This is a genomic window from Geitlerinema sp. PCC 7407 (assembly GCF_000317045.1).
GTDB lineage: Bacteria > Cyanobacteriota > Cyanobacteriia > PCC-7407 > PCC-7407 > PCC-7407.
In genome coordinates this window covers 2706952-2724200 of sequence record NC_019703.1, presented here as the reverse complement: position 1 = coordinate 2724200, position 17249 = coordinate 2706952, and the positions used below count along the sequence as shown (strand labels likewise).

Sequence of the window (17249 nt, the reverse complement as noted above, 5' to 3'; positions counted from 1 at the left end):
CGATCCGATCGTCTCAGTCTTGCAATCACCGAGGGCTTTACCTTGATTTTTATGCCGCGCTGATTAGTTAAAAATCAGAGATTGAGTCCTGGAATCGTAGGCTCGGAGGGTTTTGGCGGCGGAGATGGGCGAGATTTCTTGGCCTGTTTCCTAGTGGTTTGACCTCCTCGTTTCTCTTCTTCAGCCCGTTCCTGGTTGAGCTTTAGCAGGCGAGCGAGAACTTCGTCGTGGACTTCTTCGGGCCAGCGGTAGCGCCAGGGCTTCTTGCGTTTGCTGGTGCCTGCGGGGTCGTCGTCTTCGTAGTCGAGCAGGAATTCGCAGTCGGTGGGGATATCTGCCCAACCGTAGGCATCGAGGACGGCGCGATCCATTTGGGCATGGAGTTCGCGCAGTTTGAGGATGTCGGGCTTGGTTTCGTCGGGGTCGTGGAAGCGGTTGTAGGTGGCGGTGAGTCCTTCGTTGTGGCGGATCATGAGATCGGCGCGGAACTCGTAGTAGGTTTTGCCTGCGACTTCGAGGGTGGGGTTGGTTTCCCAGTCAGGGGGGAAGGGAAAGGTTTCAAAACAGTCGGAGGGATTGTAGCGAAGATCATCCTTAACTGAGGAACTGAAGAACCGTGCCCAAACTTCATGCACCCGCGATTGTAATACAGCAAAATCTGAGTCTCGCTGCAATGGAAAAATATTAAGGCTATTCGCAAATACTACATCTGGTCGGTAGAAGATAAATGATAAATAAGTTGATGCTTGAGCATTGGTGACTAGTACCCTATCGCACTGGGCGATCGCTTTGAATAACTCTTCTCGTAATCGCTCAAACTGCCACCAAGGCGCGGTTGAATGCTTTCCGCGAGTTCCTTTAACTTTCTCTTCAACGATCGCCATCAAGTCAGGATATTTCCGCGCCTCATCCTCCTTCATGTCACCAAAATTAATCACGTAGCGATGGTGAGCATGAGTAGGGCTGCTGTTCACTTCCTCGCCGCCGATGTAAGGAAAAATCCGCTCGGCATTGCGTGGATCACTTTCGATTAAGCGGTGCATCTCTGCAATGGGGGTTGCATCTGAGTTTGAGTCATCAAAAGTAAAACCCATGCCTAATACAATGCTGCCCTGAAAACTCTTGTTGGCATTGGCAATCAATACGGCTGGATTTTCATGTCCGCCATCGTGAAATAGAAACGCTGTAATTCTTTCGAGTGCTCGATTGTCCAGGCTCTTGACGCCTTGATACCTGCCTTTAAATATATTCACCACGCTTACAACTACTGCCGCTAGTCCGGGCCATTTCACCCGCTTTTGCGCGTTGTAAATTGTGCCGCCATTCTGACAGATAAATCTAAGTCCCGAGCTGCGAGTATCTCCTTGGGCGATCGTGTTTGTCGCGATCAGGCCAAAGGTGCCGTTTTGGCGAATCAGGTTAAAAGATCGACGGAAAAAATGAGATACCAGATCTGCATTGCCGTGGGATTCTGGATGGACCACTTTGAGCCACTCTAGATAGCCCTCGGGGTTGGCGTTGATCGTGGTATTTTTTCCGGCGAATGGGGGATTGCCGACGATCGCGTCAAATCCTGGATTCTCCCGCTCAAACACCTCTGGAAACTCCAATTCCCAGTTAAACGGCAACACGGCTTTTGTCCCTGTGGTCAGCTTGGCAACCACCGCTTGCACCTCGGATTCGTCTACCAACCCCTTCTCATAGCCGATCAGCTTCCCACCAAACTCCTCACGATTCTTTTGCCGCTGTTTCGCATTTCCCCCCGCGAAAAACGCCGCAATAGCGACTTTTGCCGCCAGTCGAGTGGGCTCCAGCGATCGATCCACATCCTGCAACAGGGCCTGTTTCGCCTCCGCATCCCCATCCGATCGGGTATCCGACCCTTGGATCTGTTGCCGATACGCCAGCGCCCTTGTTGCCGACTGCTTCATCAACCGCTTGTGCTCTTCAAAAACCGTCGGCTCATAGGCCGCACTCGCCCCAAAGCTGCCAATCTCCGCCCTGGTCAGCCCCACCAACGAGTCACCACACTTCAGCGCATGATCCAAAAACGTAAACGGCAAATCCTTTGCCAACGTCACCAACCACAGCGACAACCGCGCCAGGTTCACTGCAAAGGGGTTCTTATCCACCCCATACAAACACCGCTGCGCCACCAGTCGCCGCGCCACCACCACATCCTCTACCGTCTCCGGCAGATCCGCAGGCTTCCCGTGGTAGTTCCAGGCTTCCACCAGCTCGTCTGCTAGCTGCCGACAGGCTTCCACCAAAAACGCCGCCGACCCCATCGCCAGATCGCACACCTTCAGATCCAATAGCTGCTCTGGCGTGGGATGCTCACCCAAATTTTTTAGCACCGGTTCCAGCGTCTTCTCTACGATCGGCTGCGTCAGCTTCCGGGGTGTGTAGTGAGACCCCGATCGCCGCCGCTCCTCTCCCGGCTGCAAAAACAGACTGCCCGCCGCCAACAGGTTTGGCGTTCTAGGCGAAACCCGCCGACCAATGGCAGCGGCAATCTCCTCTGCCGTTTTGGCCTCCTTCAGCTCCTTCAGAGCGCCCCCTTTTAGCTCACACTCTGCCTCCTTGAGCATCTTGGCGCGATCGGCTGGCTTTGCCGCCAGGATTTCGTCCACATCCACCACCACATCTTTTGGACGCACCGCGATCGATCGTCCGCGAGCGATCTCTACCTCATAGCCCATGATTGCCTCATAGACCGAGCCGATCTGCTCAACGTCCAGCGATCGATAGGACAGCCGCTCTCCATCCAGCACCAGCAGCTTATCCAGCATCCGGTAGATCACCCCATCCGAGACGCGAGGGGCTTCAATCCTGCCACAGGTCGCAAAGCGAGAACCGAGGGAGCGGCCTTCTAGATAGGGATACTCATCTGGATCAAACAACTGCCCATGCCGTGCTGGGAGATACTCCTCCGTCGGTCCTCCCCCGTCATACACCAGCCGAAACAGGCTCAACAGAGCGGCCCACGCTCCATACCGCTGATCCATCGTGTCTGGGTAGTTGCCCGCATCCTCCCGCAGCTTCTCGTACAGGCCCGACACCGCGTAGTTGCGCTGATACACCTCATCATCCGGCATCAGCCCCTCATCCTCGGCATACAGCAGAAACACCAGCCGCATCAGCGTGGCAATCAGTCCCCCGTAGATATGCTGTGGATCGGTTTCAGCTAGCTCTCTGAAAATCTTTCCATTCACCGCCGCATCCGCCGCCTGCAATCCGCGCAGCAGCTCCCACAGCGCATCCAAAACCTGTCCAGATAGCTTGGTAGAAACTTCGGCCTGATAGTTGCGACTATCCTCCAGCAGCCGAGTCAGCCGCTGATCCTCCGGCACATTAAACAGCCGATCTTCCCCCAGCAGCAGATCGATCGCACCCAAAATCAACCGCCCCGGCACCTCCGTCATCGCCTGTACCGGAAAAGTCAGATGCCCCGAAGACTCTCCTTTGGGTGCATAAACCAATCGAATTTCTGTGCCGTTTACCAGCAATCCGGCATATACACCCGTCTCCCGCAGCAACCGCTCAAACTTCGCTTGAATGCTGGCCTGCCAACCATGCCCAGCCACCGATGCCGGATCATCTTCATCAAAAGGCAACCCCGGCGCAACCTCCTGGATCAGGAGAACCCATTGCTCAGTATCAGGATCACGAACCGCATAGGTCGGTTGCAGCACTTCCCCATAGCCAGGCAAAGCGACCGATAGATTCTCGGGCAACTCGTCTGGGCACAAAGCGCCAGCAAGATCGCGATCGCGCCATCCCAACACCTTCTGCGTAAAGGCCGGGAAGTTCTCGATCCAGGCGATCTTGTCGTCCGGATGTCGAGAAATCGGCTCTGTTGAAATGACTCCCAGCAATCGATCTTGCAGATCAACAAGTTTCCCGCGATCGACTACCGCCTGGGCCTTGATGAGGGCTGGCGGTGAAACGACGAGACCGATTGGCTGAAGTAGCCCAAGCCATTCCTTATGCTTAAGAATGTCTAAATCGGTTGCCATTACATTAAAACCTCAATATCTATTGATACGTTGCCGCCATTGGCAACTCTTATCCATCATCCTCACTACTTTCAGGAATCCATCTTGGTCCCTTTGCTGGAGGAGGAGTATGAGGCATTTGAGTCGGTAACTTAAACTCGGGGGCATCGTAATCAGGAATAGAAAGCCCATAGGCGATTGAGAAGCGATGAAAGTCGTCCTCCTCTAGCCCACTCATACTAAAATCGCCAGGCACAGGAATGTTTCTCATTTTGTAACGGGGCATTCCAGTAGAGCCTAGGTGAAAAGCGTCATAAGTAGATTCGATTGTATCGATATAATAGTTAGACACCATGCCGCCGCCACCCAAGAAAACAGAAATATTTTGTATTTCATGCATAGGAAGCTTGCGTCTACAGTCTCCTAGAACAGCAGCTACCTGTCGGTGTATTAGTGATTGTGCCAGTATCAAAATCTGAGTGGCATACATATTAAAGTTATCAGGCCGGAGATCATTTTGAATAACCCTGACAGGAATTCCATGCTTGTTAGCGATGACATCCCCCGACTCTGATATCTTCAGCCTCTTTTTATAGAGCTTAGAAAGCTCATCAATTTTGGCGACCCATGCTGAACTGTTATTGATAATTGAAAATTCAATTTTTCTCTCAAGATCTAATGAGCTATGAGCGATTCTCTTGGCTAAAGCATTAACGCCAACGGGTTCAACCAAGCCTGATAGAAAGTCGATTTGAGGTGTTTCATCAATATTGTTTCTGTGAAACCGGAAGGCAGCGCCCTCCATAGTGCCACCCCCAATATCAAAAAAAACATAGGTGCCTCGTTTAGCTTGACGAGAAAATGTATATGAATAAACTGCTGCTGCCATTTCAGGAACCGTAAAGCAAGGCATCTCGCTAATATCAAGGCTAGAACGCAGTTTACGCAGATATTTGTCTACCGTCGACAGAGTGACTTGACCAACGTTGTAAACACTCAAATGCCACGCAAGACAAAGCACCCGATGGAATCGTGCTAGAGCAGGAGAATCGCAATATTCAACAGGTACACCTACAATTGCACTCCAATCAACTTCAACTCCTTTTAGTAAATCCGCATTGTATCGATAAATCCAGTCTTTAGATCGCCTGATTACTCGATACAGAAAAAACGCACACAGATTCTCATAGGATTCAGGATTTGAAAGATTAACTCCTTGTACCGTCGGTAACTTCGAGGTGTACCAGTTGCTTGCCTCACGACCTGGATCAAGGCGTGCAAGCCGCATTTTTATAAAATCTACGATGAATAAATCGGGATGAGTTGTAAGGTAGTGTCTCCATTCAGGTTGGGTTAATCCAGCAATCAGACGGCCATCTGAATGTATCCCTACTTGACTGGTGATTAAGCCACCCTCGATTCGTGTAGCAGGGTTGCCAGGAATAACAACCCAGGACTCGTCATGATCGGTATCTCGAACGCAAACCTTTGTATACTGGGTTCCAAAGTCAATGCCGAGATTGAGACTTAAGCTTGATGTAGCCATAGTTTAACTTGCCTGAGTGATGAAAATTAATCCTGCTGCCAGTTCTGGATTTTTATCTTGATACTTTCGCTTCTGATCAATCTTCTTTAAATTGACTTCGCAGTCCTGCTGAACTCTCTTTAATTGGCCTTCAAAAGCTGGAATAGGGCGTAACTTACCTTCAAGCTGCAATTTCTCAATCCTTTCGCGCAGATCCCGTATTTTCCTATTGGTATAGGCTCTAATACTTTGCTCTTGCACATTGCATCGATCGGTATTTTCTTGCTCAAAGGCGTCTCCAAACTTTAAGAAGTCTAGCTGGAGCCTCTCTTCGCACTCTTCATATAATTTGAATATTTCGTCTTGATTAACGAAGTTAATCACATTAGGCTTGGGTGATCCATAAACCAAAGCTTTGTCAAGCAAAGCTTCTATATCGTTATTCAGTAACCTTGACTTGTCTTCTACTCGAACTGCTTCAAAGGCAAGACGTGTTTCTGTCCGTATTCCCTGAAATTCCCAAAGATGTATAACATAAAGGTATGTACCCGGAATACAATTCACATGTTCATTGCTAACTTCTAATGCTGAGACACTATGGAACGGATGAGAAACTCCTGCATCTTTGACTTTCTTCTCATATTCATCCCGAATCCATTGAATTAAAGGATGTGTTGAATCTAGAAACTCAAACCCACCTTTGCCCATTGACTCAACTTCTTTGGGGTCAAAAAAGCAAGTGATAGGAGCTACCTGAAGCCTTGTTGGCGTTGCAAGTCGCCTTTTGTCACAAAACAGCCTGAGATCTATTCTCGCTTGTGAAGAAAGACTGATTTCAATAAAGCCATTCTGTTTGGAAGTGATCGTTGTTTCAGGGTAATAAAGTTGAAAGAAATCGTCGATGAAGTACTTTAAGTCCGCTGGTCTTAGCCATCTACCCTGCTGGCGACTTTGAGTAATCTCATTCAAGATATACTCCCCAAAGGCCATCATGTTGCCAGCTTCCTGTTCAAGCCTATCCTGTTCCCTTTTCTTAGTCTCAATCGCTGCCAGTGTGAGGTTTGCTCTTACTTCTCGCTCGTGTTCTGAAAGATCAGGATTCAGCAAATCCAAGATAAGGGTCTCGGTTTTATCTCCTAAAATCTCCTCAAGATCGCCTATGCTTTCTCTAAATACATCGATGCGATCGTAGAGCTTGTTCAAGATTCTCTCTTCAACCGTATCGTTAATCACATAATGAATAATTGAAATTCGATTGGCAGTTTGTCCTAATCTGTCTAAACGTCCAATTCGCTGTTCAACACGCATTGGATTCCAAGGCAGATCATAATTAATTAAAAAACGACAAAATTGCAAGTCGATCCCTTCACTTCCGACCTCAGAGGAAAGAAGCACAGAAATATTTGTGTCTTTGAAAAGCTTGAGAATACTATCCTTGCTGCTTGCAATACCGCCATGAATGATGCAGCTCGAAATCCTGTCTTCCTCAAGACGTTCCCTCAAGTACTCTAAAGTGCCTCGAAAATAGGCAAAAAGAACAAACTTTTCCTTGGGATTTCTTGAAAGCTCTTTGCGAAGCAGCTTAATCAATTCTTGATATTTGCTGTCATTTGTTTTGAGCTGTTCTAGATCTTCATCAGAAAAATCAATTTCTGAAAACGGATATTGATATTCACTTGCTTCTTCTTCATCAAATAGAATCCCTAAGTCTTCCCAAAGATTCTCTGCAAGGCTTTCATTGTCGGTATTTACATATTGCCTTAATATGCCTTTTGCTTTCCATTCTCTCAAAGCGGCAACCATGCAACTAGCCATCTGACGTTGCCGTACAATTAGGCTAAACAGGGCTATTCCAGTTTGATCTCTTGCAAGTTTCCGAATTTGATGTGAAATGTGATTATAAATTTGCTTTTCTATGAGTGAAAAGCTGATAGTTAGAGGCTGTGGCGATCGCTTGACCCGATTCTCAAGCACATCTCGTTTACGACTGCGAGTCATAAACTGCCCTAGCAAGGAGCAACTTTCTAAGGTCTGACGCCACTGAATGATTTTTTCTAGATCTGGAGCATCACCCTTACGGACTTCTCCTTCGAGATTCGCTAGTCTTGAGTTTGCACGAAAATACTGATTGCTTCTAGCCTCAGACAAACTTTCAAGAAGACTATATGTATCTGGCTCTGATTGTTCGAGAGCATTTTGAGCATTAATGATATGCCTATTCGCTCGTATCATATCTTCAAATATCTGCTGATACTCAAAGTCTTCAGGGCTGACTAGATGGAGTAATTGAAAAAGATTAACGTTGCTAATTTGAATGGGTGTGGCAGTCAAGAGAACGAGATGTCTGGATGCATCACGTAATAGCTGACCAAGAGTATTGTTAGAGGTTTCTTGGTTTCTTAAATAATGTGCTTCGTCAATGATGACTAAGTCAAAGATACTAAACTCATCAGTAGCGGGATTTTGATCTAGTAGTCTTGCTAATTCAGCACGCGGGCTTGTAGTCTCCGGCTCTATCCACCGTTTTGGCGGTCGAGTTCCTTCGAGGCTGGCAATGTGAATAAAGCTACTGTTTGATTGCATGCTTCGGTTTTGAAGCATGCGTTTGACTTTATCTCGTAAGCCTTGTGCGTTAATTAATTCAGCATCTACACTAAATCTGTTTTGTAAGTCTGCTTTCCACTTCTCTCTCAACATTGCTGGACACAAAATTAATAAACGACGAGCATCTTGTCGCGCCTGCAATTCCTTCCAGATAAACGTTGCTTCAATTGTTTTGCCTAGTCCTACTTCATCTGCAATGAGCAGTCGACCTACTGGAGAATCTAGAAATTTAAGCACTGGCTTAAATTGGTGAGGATAAAATTGCGTATTGCTAGACTCCATGCTGTAAAGAATATTCGTGAGTTGACCTTTGACTTTCTCATAAATGAGAATTCGTCGTAAATCAGATAGGGAACCATAGCTGCCCTTTCTGAGTAGGTCTTGAATCCCCTCTATTTTTACAACGGGTTCTAGCTGCTCAAATTTTCTCAATTTCTTCTCATTGGGACCAAAATCTACTTCTACTAGTAACCGTCCAGCAGACCCCACTACTTTGCCAGTGGTTTTTCCTTGCTTTCCAGGATTATTTCGCATCCTTACCAACTGATTTGCTTGGCTTGGATCCCAGGAGAGGTCAGTCATAGTCATTTTCTCCACTGCTCAGTTTGATACTGGCCATAGGTACACAACACCCACCGGCTCAATTCGTTCAGCTTTCACCTGATAGGTTTGCTGAATTCGCTCCGGCTCACTCAAAATCTCTTGCTCTAGCTCAGTGACACGCTTCTCCCAGTGCCGTCGATCGCTGTCGACTTGTCGGCGCTCTTCCGAGTTAAAGAACGAGAGCTGTTGAACGTTGTATTGCTTTACTTGCTTGAGAATGCGATCGCGCTGTTCCTCCAGCAAGGTCTTCATTTCTGCGGCTTCTTTTTCGCCCCGCTGCTCTAATTTGCGCTTTGCACGTTCAGTTAACTCTGTTGCACGTCGCTTCAAATGAGGCAGTAAATCTTCAACATCCCTTTCGGTGTGAGTTTTCAGCTTGTCAAGCAAAACGTTGGGCACATTTCTTAAGCGAGGATGCGCCAGTGAATCTTCTAAAATTTGCATCACATCCTTCTTCTCACCCTCGCTTAGGGGACGGAGCTTGCCTTTGCCTCTGGCCTCTGGATCAATCCATTCGGCTGCGACAATAACGATCTCGTCATGTAAACGAGCCGCGCGATCGCCATACAGTGATAGCCTCCCAAGAATTAGTACTCGTGGAACAGGATCATCAGTGCGGCAAACACAGGCACGAGTCAACTCATCATGCAAAAATCCCTGGGAGAGAAACCGCCCCAAAAGCCGCTGGGCAATCCGGTGTTCCAAATGTAGATGCACGACCTGACCATCCAATGAACCCGGATCTCGGAAAACAACTGGACGAATGGGAGCTTCTTTCCGCCAATCCCATAGCTTCTGGGTCTTCTGTCGGGGTGCCCGAAGGGTGTCCAATGTCGTTGCCCAAGTCGAATCAGCCCCCGCTTGTTGATCGAGCGTTGGTACAAGCCACTGGCTGCGTTCTTCATCCCCAACGGCGGTTGCTGCGTCCAGCGGTTTGAGCGGTTCTGCTCCCATCAGCTCCAGAGAGACCGATAGTGTATCTCGAAAATGGCGATCGTCTAGTCCTAGCCACAGCTTGGAATCCCTAAGCATATCTTCCAGTTCCAACTGCTGCTGGTAGAGCTTGCCCTGCCGTAACCGAATCGCCTCCAACTCCTCAGTAATCCTGCTGGTACGTTCAGTAGATTCTGGGTCAGCCTTGTCTGAAGAATCGATCGCCTCTGTTAGCTTCTGAATTTCCGCCTTACGAATTCCGCTATCCAACAGCTTTGAGACATTCTTCTCCACGACAGGAGACAAACTTCCCAACTCCTCCTGGATTTGCCTGGTCTTTTTCACCAATACATCCAGCACCCTGTCTTCCACCCGCTGAGCTAGCACAAAATAGTGACAGCGAACTGTAGCCTCACGCTGAAGCTTGCGATCAATTCGTCCGTTGCGCTGCTCCATTCGGCTGGGATTCCAGGGCACGTCAAAGTGAAACAGATCGGCACAATAGTTTTGGAGGTTCACCCCCTCCCGTGCCGCATCCGTCGCGATCAAAATCCTGAGGGAATGGCGAGCCGGGTCAGCGTTAAAGGCTTGTTTGATATACTCTCGCTGTTCTTCACCCATCCCACCGTGAAAGGTATCGATGCGTTCCCCGTAGGAAGTGCTACGCGAATCGGGACCGCGATCGGAGGGGGCAATGATGGCTCCCAGTTGCTCTTCTAAATAGCGTTTAGTGTCGGTGTACTCAGTGAAAATCAAAACCCGTCGATTGAGCCAGATTGCTCCTGATTTACCTAAATCTGGACAGAGGTGTTGTCGTATCCAGTCTTCCAGCTTCTTCACTTTGCTATCGGGCTGATGCCTTGCCTGCTCTGCAATTTGGGTCATTTCCTCCAGTAGATCAAGCTCGCGCTGTGAGATGAAGGCACTTGCTACTTGAGTCGCTTTTTCCATCTGAGCGGCTTCTTCCTTCAGCACTTCGTCCTCATCCAAATCCGCTCGATCATCATCGTTTCCTGGCGATTCTTGCAGTAGAGAGAAGTTCTGATGGACAGTGGATTGTTGTTCCGCCTGCCGCTCGATTGCCCGACGATGGACTTTCAGCGTGCGAGCAAACGCCTCGATGGATGACAGCAACCGCTTCTGCAAAGAAGTTAAAACTAAGAGAGCAGCTGTTTGTGTGGATTTCGGTGCATCCTTCAGCCGTTCCTCGCGACATTGTCGATACTCCTGAAGTAGTTGGGAGAGATTCAGCTCAGGGGCATCTTTGGGTAAGTCGTCAATGATGATTGGGATAACCTCCCGCTTCGGGAAATCCGCATTGTTGATTTCCCGCAAGTCTTGCTTGAGTCGCCGCACCATTACGGCATCTAGTAGTTTCTTGCTCCGTACCGGCACGCCACGACAAAACCGTTGTGAATCAAGGATTTCGAGCAGTGCTGTAAAGCTATTAGAGTGTCCATTGTGAGGTGTAGCAGAGAGAAACAATTTGTGCTCAAACCGGGGTGCTAGGTCACGCACTGTTCGAGTTAACTGAGAGTCGATCGCATATCGTGATGCACTGGCAGGAGCTGCATTGTGTGCCTCATCCAGAATGAGCATCGACCCAGCCGAAAAATCTTGCAGCCAATCTCGCAAGGGGGCTGCGTAGGCCTCATCCCGCAGCAGTGAATGGGAAATGATAAATCGAGTGTGGGTTTTCCAAGGGTTAATCCCATATCCCCGTTCGCGTCGTTTGGCAGCAACAAAGTCGCGATCGTAGATGATGAAGGTCAACCCAAAGCGGCTTTCCATCTCATCTTTCCACTGGCGCACGACTGAGGGAGGACAGGAGATAACCACGCGCTTAATTTTCTGCCGCATCAGCATCTCGCGTAAAATCAGACCTGCCTCGATCGTTTTGCCCAATCCCACATCATCGGCAATGAATAGATTAACTCGTGGCATTCTTAGAGCTTTCCGTAGCGGCTCTAGTTGGTAAGCCTTTACTTCAATCCCGGCGCGATAGGGGGCTTGGAATAATTTGGGGTCTGTCGAGGTAACGCAGTTCCATCGCAGCGCATGGAGGTAGGCCGAGAAGTACCGAGGATTATCAAATCCCCGTTGCGCAACTGCTTTCCAGGAGCTGGCCTCAAGAACTTGGGCGTCAATTTCTCGCTCCCAAAAAACCTCTAAGATTTCGCCTTGCGCATCATCCTCGAGGCAGGCTAAGCGAACTCTGGTGTCTCCATTAACTGCTGGGTTGGCGCAAATTACATCTTCGACCAGATACTGGCGAGAACGAACGCGAACGATCTGTCCAGGTTCGAGAATCGTAGATGTCATTTGTACTCCTTAACAGTCAATAAACAGCACGCAGACTTCTAGGTCACAGATGATGGAGCTCTGCCTTCATCGAGAGGGCGATCGCCCTTGACCTAGGATGCCCACTTTTACCTACAACTAACTAAAAAGCTACAAAGGTCGAGCAGATTAGGTGAGCAGCAGCTTGGTCGATGCTCATTGTGATAGGTCTATCTGCGTCAATATTTGGAGTAGGGAGTTTATTCGTGATGAGGAGTCTCTGGAGTGCGGTAGGACTTTTGGAGTAGCGTATTGAGCTGAGACGAGGTTTGAGGAATAGGGGCGATCGCTGCTGAAGAAAGAAGTAGTTGGCGATAGTTTCTGGGTGGGAGAGTGCTATGAAATCTCTATCTTTGTGTGTTCTTCTGTCTGCTGGTGTTTTGTCCCTTGGAGCACTGCCGTCCCAGGCGATGGCTCCGGCGGAGCTGGTCGAGACGCCGCCCAATCACTCGGTTGCGATTCATCGCAGCGAGGGTAACTGCCCGGCGCAGGTGGATCTGTGGGTGCAGTCGCGCTATTACGAGGGCGGAGGAGAGTTTAGTGCTTTGGTGGATACGGCCGCGATCGCCGGTCGCGCGGTCTTTCTGGAGGCCAAGCAAGACTTTGTGGAGTTTGCCGCGCCGCTGAAGCCTCAGTATGCCTCGTGCTATGGCTATGTCGTGAGCAGTGATGAGCCCCAATATAACCTTTGGTTTTACAAGGGGTATGTCTACTTCCGGTTTGATCTCCAGTCCCTGCCCGGTCGTCCCCTTTCGGAGATCACCTCGCAGGCCATTATTGAAGACCGGCCTTTCATGCGCTGGGCGATCGCAGATTAGGAGATCTTTGAGGTGCGCTGCCGCTTGACATATCTACTAGGGCGATCGCGCGATTAGGCAATAACGCTAACTGAGAGCGCGATCGCCCGATGAAGGCAATTTTTTTATTTCTTTTTCTATCTCTCTAAGGATGCTTAATAGAGAGTTTCTAAAAAAATAAGATCTACTTTTGATCTTTCTACACTTAGTAATGCTTAGCAATAAAGTAATTTGCTGTAGCTTTAAGCTCCCAAGAAAATGAGAGTCCCCCCTTGAAAAGGGGGATTTAGGGGGATTTCCACTCTGGCCATAAAGGATAAGACTCTTGAATCCCCCTTGCCCCCTGTGAATCCCCCCCTGCCCCCTGTGAATCCCCCCTGCCCCCCTTAAAAAGGGGGGTAAGGTTCTTCTTTATAAGGAATTGAGAGATCTCTTCTAGGAGGGGTTGGGGCGAAGCTCGAACTGGCAGATAGAGTCTGGCTGGACGGGACAGACCGGAGGAGAAACGGGATTTTCCCAGAGGCCCAAGATCCGCAAGTTGGTGAGGGTGGCGAGGGCGTCGAAGTTAGTGATGCGGTTTTGCGGAAGTTGCAAAACGGTGAGACCCGTCAGCGCTGCTAGGGGGGCGGGATCGGTGATCTGATTGTTGCCGAGGGTGAGCACCTTGAGCTGGCCGAGGGAGGCAAGGGGACGCACTGAGGTAATGCGGTTGCTGTCGAGCATGAGGGTTTGGAGACTATACAAAGCGGCGATCGCCCGCAGATCCGAAATTTGGTTTCCTCCGATTGCCAGATAGCTCAGGCGGTTGAGTCCGGAGAGACTCTCGAGCTGCTGGATTTGGTTGCCCGAAAGCACCAGAGTCTCTAGGTTGCGGAGGCCGCGCAAAGGAGTGATGTCGCGAATGCTGGCCTCGGAGAGATCGAGGGCTTGCAGCGTGGTCAGTCCGGCCAGGGGCCGCAGATCGCTGATGGGCCGATTGCCCGAAATTTTCAGCACCCGAATTGCGCCTAGGGAGGCCAGAGGACCGAGATCGGTGATCTGATTAAAGCTGAGGTCGAGCTCTTGGAGCTGGGGCTGGGAGGCGATCGCCCGCACCTCCGTGAGCTGATTGGACGCCAGAGAGAGACGCCGCAGGGCCGGAATCTGGCCGCCAAATTGGAGAGAGGCGATCGCGTTATTCGCCAGATTGAGAGACTCCAGCTTTCCCATGCTGGCCGGAATCGTCACGCGGGTGAGAGCGTTATTTTCGAGGTCGAGGGACCGCAGGCTGGGCATCGCGGGCAGCGCGATCGACGAGATCCGATTGGCGCTCAAGTTGAGAGTCTCTAGGCGCGGCTGGGGCGCGAGGGAGCGGATATCCCCGACTTGGCTGCCGCTGAGATCGAGCTGATGGAGATTGGGTAGCGTAGGCAGGGTGGAGAGATCGGTGACGGTGCTCCAGCCGAGGGTCAGAGTGTGCAGGCGCTGGAGCCCTTGGAGGGGCCGCAGATCCCGCACCGGATTGCCGCGCAGATTGAGAGCTTGGAGCGTGCCCAGAGTCCCCAACACCGTGACGTCGGTGAGGTTGGCGTAGGAGAGATCTAGCGCCCGGAGATTGGGGAGACTGCTCAGGGGGCGCAGATCGCTCAGGCTGCTGTTGTAGAGACTGAGGCCGGTGAGCTGGGGGAGAGAGACCAAGGGAGAGAGATCGGTGAGGCCCCGGCCACCGAGATCGAGGGTGCTTTGGCTGCGCAGGCGGGCCGCTGCGGCTTGGCAGTCGGGGGTCTGGGCGACTTCGAGGAGCGCACTGACGGTGCGCTGGGCACCCTCGCTGAGGCTGGCTTTGTCCACGCACCAGCTCTCGAAGCTGCGCAGAGCCCCTGGCGTGGCGGGCTGGGCGATCGCCTGTCCGCCCAATCCCAAAGACAGCAGCAGTCCCAGCGTGGTTGTTTGCAGCGATCTATTCAGCACGATCGATCTCTCCCGTCGGTGAAAAGGTGAAGAGGATACTTGGAGCCTATGAAGCTCTCAGACGCGATCGCCCGCCAAAAGTTCTGCTTTTCCCTTGGCGTTCATCAAATTATGTCGGGAGTAAACACAACCAGAATCTCACCCCCAAAAAACGCAAAAGCGCCCTGGAGGGCGCTAGAAAAAGAGGCTGGCTAAAGAATTGCCCTCATCCCCCAACCCCTTCTCCCAAGCTTGGGAGAAGGGGAGATGAAGTCTCTTTCCCCTCTCCTAAACTTGGGAGAGGGGAATAGAAGGGGTGAGGGCAATCACACTGTCTAAGAGGCGATCGCCTCTGGCGTTGCTTGGCGAACCTCGGGCTCCTGGGCCACGAACTCTTGGAGCTGCGCCTCGATCTCATCGCGGACGATCTGGCGATATTCCAGGAAGTGCTCATTGTGGGCGCACACCGAGATATAGTGCTCCCACACCGCCGGGTTGCGCTTGAGAATGCTGAAGAAATGGTGCCAAAACTTCCAGCGGGTGTGGCGCTTGACGCCCTGGCGCCAGCAGACCGTGAGCAGGGCGCGTACCTCCACCCACTGGGGCCACTTGAAGTCCGGCTTGCAGCGCGGCGCTCCCAGGGTCAAGAAGCACCGATACACCCGATCCAGGAAAATCTCGGGGTCGTAGATCGTCCAGAAGGCGTCCACATACTCCCGCGCGATGTCTTCCAAGGGCCGGGTCGGCACGAAGTTCATCAGCGTGGTCTGGTTAATGTTGCCGTCGCGGCCCCGCAGGCGACCCTCTTTCTCCAGGCGGTGCCACAGCGCCGTGTTGGGCAGGGCCTGGAGCATGGCGAAGGTGGTGGTAGGGATGGCGGCCCGCTCCACAAATTCCACAATCCGGCGACCGGCTCCGGGCTTCTCGCCGTCGAAGCCGATGATGAAGCCCGCCATCACCCGCAAACCGGCGCGGGTAATGGTGTCGATGGCGTCGGTGAGGGAGTCGCGGGTGTTCTGAAACTTTTTGGTCATGGCGAGGCTGTCTTCGTCGGGCGTCTCGACCCCCACAAACACCGCGTCAAAGAAGCATTCGACCATCAGCTCCATCATCTCGGCGTCTTGGGCCAGATCCACGGAGGCCTCAGTGTTGAAGCGGAAGGGGTAGCCGTGCTCGCGCTGCCATTCCTTGAGCTCGCGCAGCAGCAGTTTGACGTTGCGCTTGTTGCCGATGAAGTTGTCGTCCACCATGAAGACGCCGCGCCGCCAGCCCAGTTCGTAGAGATAGTCCAGCTCCTTGAGGAGCTGCTGGGGCGTCTTGGTGCGCGGCTTGCGGCCGTAGAGGACGATGATGTCGCAGAACTCGCACTGGAAGGGGCAGCCGCGAGAAAACTGCACCGACATGGAGTCGTAGGCGCTGAAATCCAGCAGGTCGTAGCGGGGAACGGGGGTTTCGGTGACGCTGGGCTTTTCGCCGTTGGCGCGGTAGATGCCGGAGGTCTCGCCCCGGGCGATCGCCTCCACAAACATCGGCAGGGTGATTTCCCCTTCGTCGAGGATCATGTAGTCTGCGCCCGCTCCCAGGGCTTCCTCCGGCACTGAGGTGGGGTAGGGGCCACCCACGGCGACGCGCTTGCCGTGGCGCTTGGCCTCGCGGATTTGATCGAGCAGGTCTTCTTTCTGGACGATCATGGCTGAGAGAATCACCAGGTCAGCCCAGGCCCATTCTTCTTCGGTGACGGCCCGAATGTTGCGATCGACTAGGCGAAACTCCCAGCTCTGGGGCAAAATGGCCGCTACGGTCACCAGGCCCAGGGGCGGCAGCAGAACCTTGCGGTCAATCAGTTCTAAAATTTTTTCGTAAGACCAAAACGTTTTTGGAAAAAGGGGATAAACCAGTAAAACCCGCATAGATTTCGACACCTTTTACAACACCTCGGAGAGAAAACCTGCTGTGCGATCGCCGCTGTTGCGATAGGCCGAAAAGAAATTTCTGCCAGGAGATAACCCTATTTTGCGGGCAAGCGCACCCAAAACCGGGAGATGCTCGGCGAATCAAGCCAGGAACACAGGTCAAGAACGGAAAAAGCGATTCGCTTTGGGCGCTGAAAGGTTCGGCAGAAAGCCATTTGCCTAAAGTTCGCCTAAAGTTCGCTCTTAAAGTCCGCCCAAAGAAGTAATGACTAAAATAATTTCGTGAATGTTCGTGAAAGTTGTTCGTGAATGTTCGTGAAAGCTGTCACCTCTAAACCCTTTGAGTGTAGCCTACAGCATTTGTTCGGGAGCGCTAGGGGCGCGGGGCCAAAAGTGGAGCTGGTTCTGGGGGGTGCTGTCGCTGAGGGACAGGCGTAAACTGTAGATAAGAGAATAAGTATTTATTCTCATCAGAGGAGCTACAGAGGGCTGCGCAACCGGCCTGAGCGGCGATCGCCTTTTAGGGTCAAGACGGCATTTTGGAAAACACTTGGACTAAATTTAGCGATCGCTCAGCGGTGAATTATCGTTGGGGCAGTCCAAGCCC

Annotated in this window: 7 protein-coding genes; 1 reads left to right on the top strand and 6 read right to left on the bottom strand. The window is 51.3% G+C overall.

Going from position 1 to position 17249, the window contains the following annotated elements; translation table 11 throughout:
* Positions 1–74 precede the first annotated feature (74 nt).
* The 4 genes from GEI7407_RS11065 to drmD (GEI7407_RS11050) are packed head-to-tail and all read right to left on the bottom strand — an operon-like array spanning position 75 to position 11985.
* Complete coding sequence (locus tag GEI7407_RS11065; protein ID WP_015172256.1) at positions 75–4019, bottom strand: Eco57I restriction-modification methylase domain-containing protein; 3945 nt, start codon at positions 4017–4019, stop codon at positions 75–77.
* Between the two features lie 49 nt (positions 4020–4068).
* Positions 4069–5544 carry a hypothetical protein gene (locus GEI7407_RS21060; protein ID WP_015172255.1) on the bottom strand — a complete coding sequence of 492 codons (1476 nt, stop codon included), beginning with the start codon at positions 5542–5544 and terminating at the stop codon, positions 4069–4071.
* 3 nt (positions 5545–5547) lie between these two features.
* Entirely contained in the window at positions 5548–8709 is a 3162-nt protein-coding gene (gene drmD, locus GEI7407_RS11055) for a DISARM system SNF2-like helicase DrmD (protein WP_015172254.1), read from the bottom strand.
* An 18-nt stretch (positions 8710–8727) separates the two neighbouring features.
* On the bottom strand, positions 8728–11985 hold the full coding sequence (gene drmD, locus GEI7407_RS11050) for a DISARM system SNF2-like helicase DrmD (protein ID WP_015172253.1): 3258 nt from the start codon (positions 11983–11985) through the stop codon (positions 8728–8730).
* A gap of 356 nt (positions 11986–12341) precedes the next feature.
* Here drmD (GEI7407_RS11050) and GEI7407_RS11045 point away from each other — a divergent pair, with 356 nt between their 5' ends.
* Positions 12342–12821: a hypothetical protein gene (locus tag GEI7407_RS11045; protein ID WP_015172252.1), complete on the top strand. Its 480-nt coding sequence runs from the start codon at positions 12342–12344 to the stop codon at positions 12819–12821.
* A gap of 414 nt (positions 12822–13235) precedes the next feature.
* On the opposite strand, the gene GEI7407_RS11040 is transcribed toward GEI7407_RS11045, so the two are convergent.
* Together GEI7407_RS11040 and GEI7407_RS11035 are read right to left on the bottom strand one after the other, a co-directional pair.
* A complete protein-coding gene (locus GEI7407_RS11040; protein ID WP_015172251.1) occupies positions 13236–14750 on the bottom strand; it encodes a leucine-rich repeat domain-containing protein in 1515 nt (504 codons plus the stop codon).
* Positions 14751–15064: 314 nt separating this feature from the next.
* Positions 15065–16639: a B12-binding domain-containing radical SAM protein gene (locus GEI7407_RS11035; protein WP_015172250.1), complete on the bottom strand. Its 1575-nt coding sequence runs from the start codon at positions 16637–16639 to the stop codon at positions 15065–15067.
* Between the last annotated feature and the right edge of the window lie 610 nt (positions 16640–17249).

Excerpts from the sequence above, each read along its gene's own strand:
- GEI7407_RS11065 (WP_015172256.1), bottom strand. The coding sequence starts at position 4,019 with ATGGCAACCGATTTAGACATTCTTAAGCATAAGGAATGGCTTGGGCTA.
- GEI7407_RS21060 (WP_015172255.1), bottom strand. The coding sequence starts at position 5,544 with ATGGCTACATCAAGCTTAAGTCTCAATCTCGGCATTGACTTTGGAACC.
- drmD (WP_015172254.1), bottom strand. The coding sequence starts at position 8,709 with ATGACTGACCTCTCCTGGGATCCAAGCCAAGCAAATCAGTTGGTAAGG.
- drmD (WP_015172253.1), bottom strand. The coding sequence starts at position 11,985 with ATGACATCTACGATTCTCGAACCTGGACAGATCGTTCGCGTTCGTTCT.
- GEI7407_RS11045 (WP_015172252.1), top strand. The coding sequence starts at position 12,342 with ATGAAATCTCTATCTTTGTGTGTTCTTCTGTCTGCTGGTGTTTTGTCC.
- GEI7407_RS11035 (WP_015172250.1), bottom strand. The coding sequence starts at position 16,639 with ATGCGGGTTTTACTGGTTTATCCCCTTTTTCCAAAAACGTTTTGGTCT.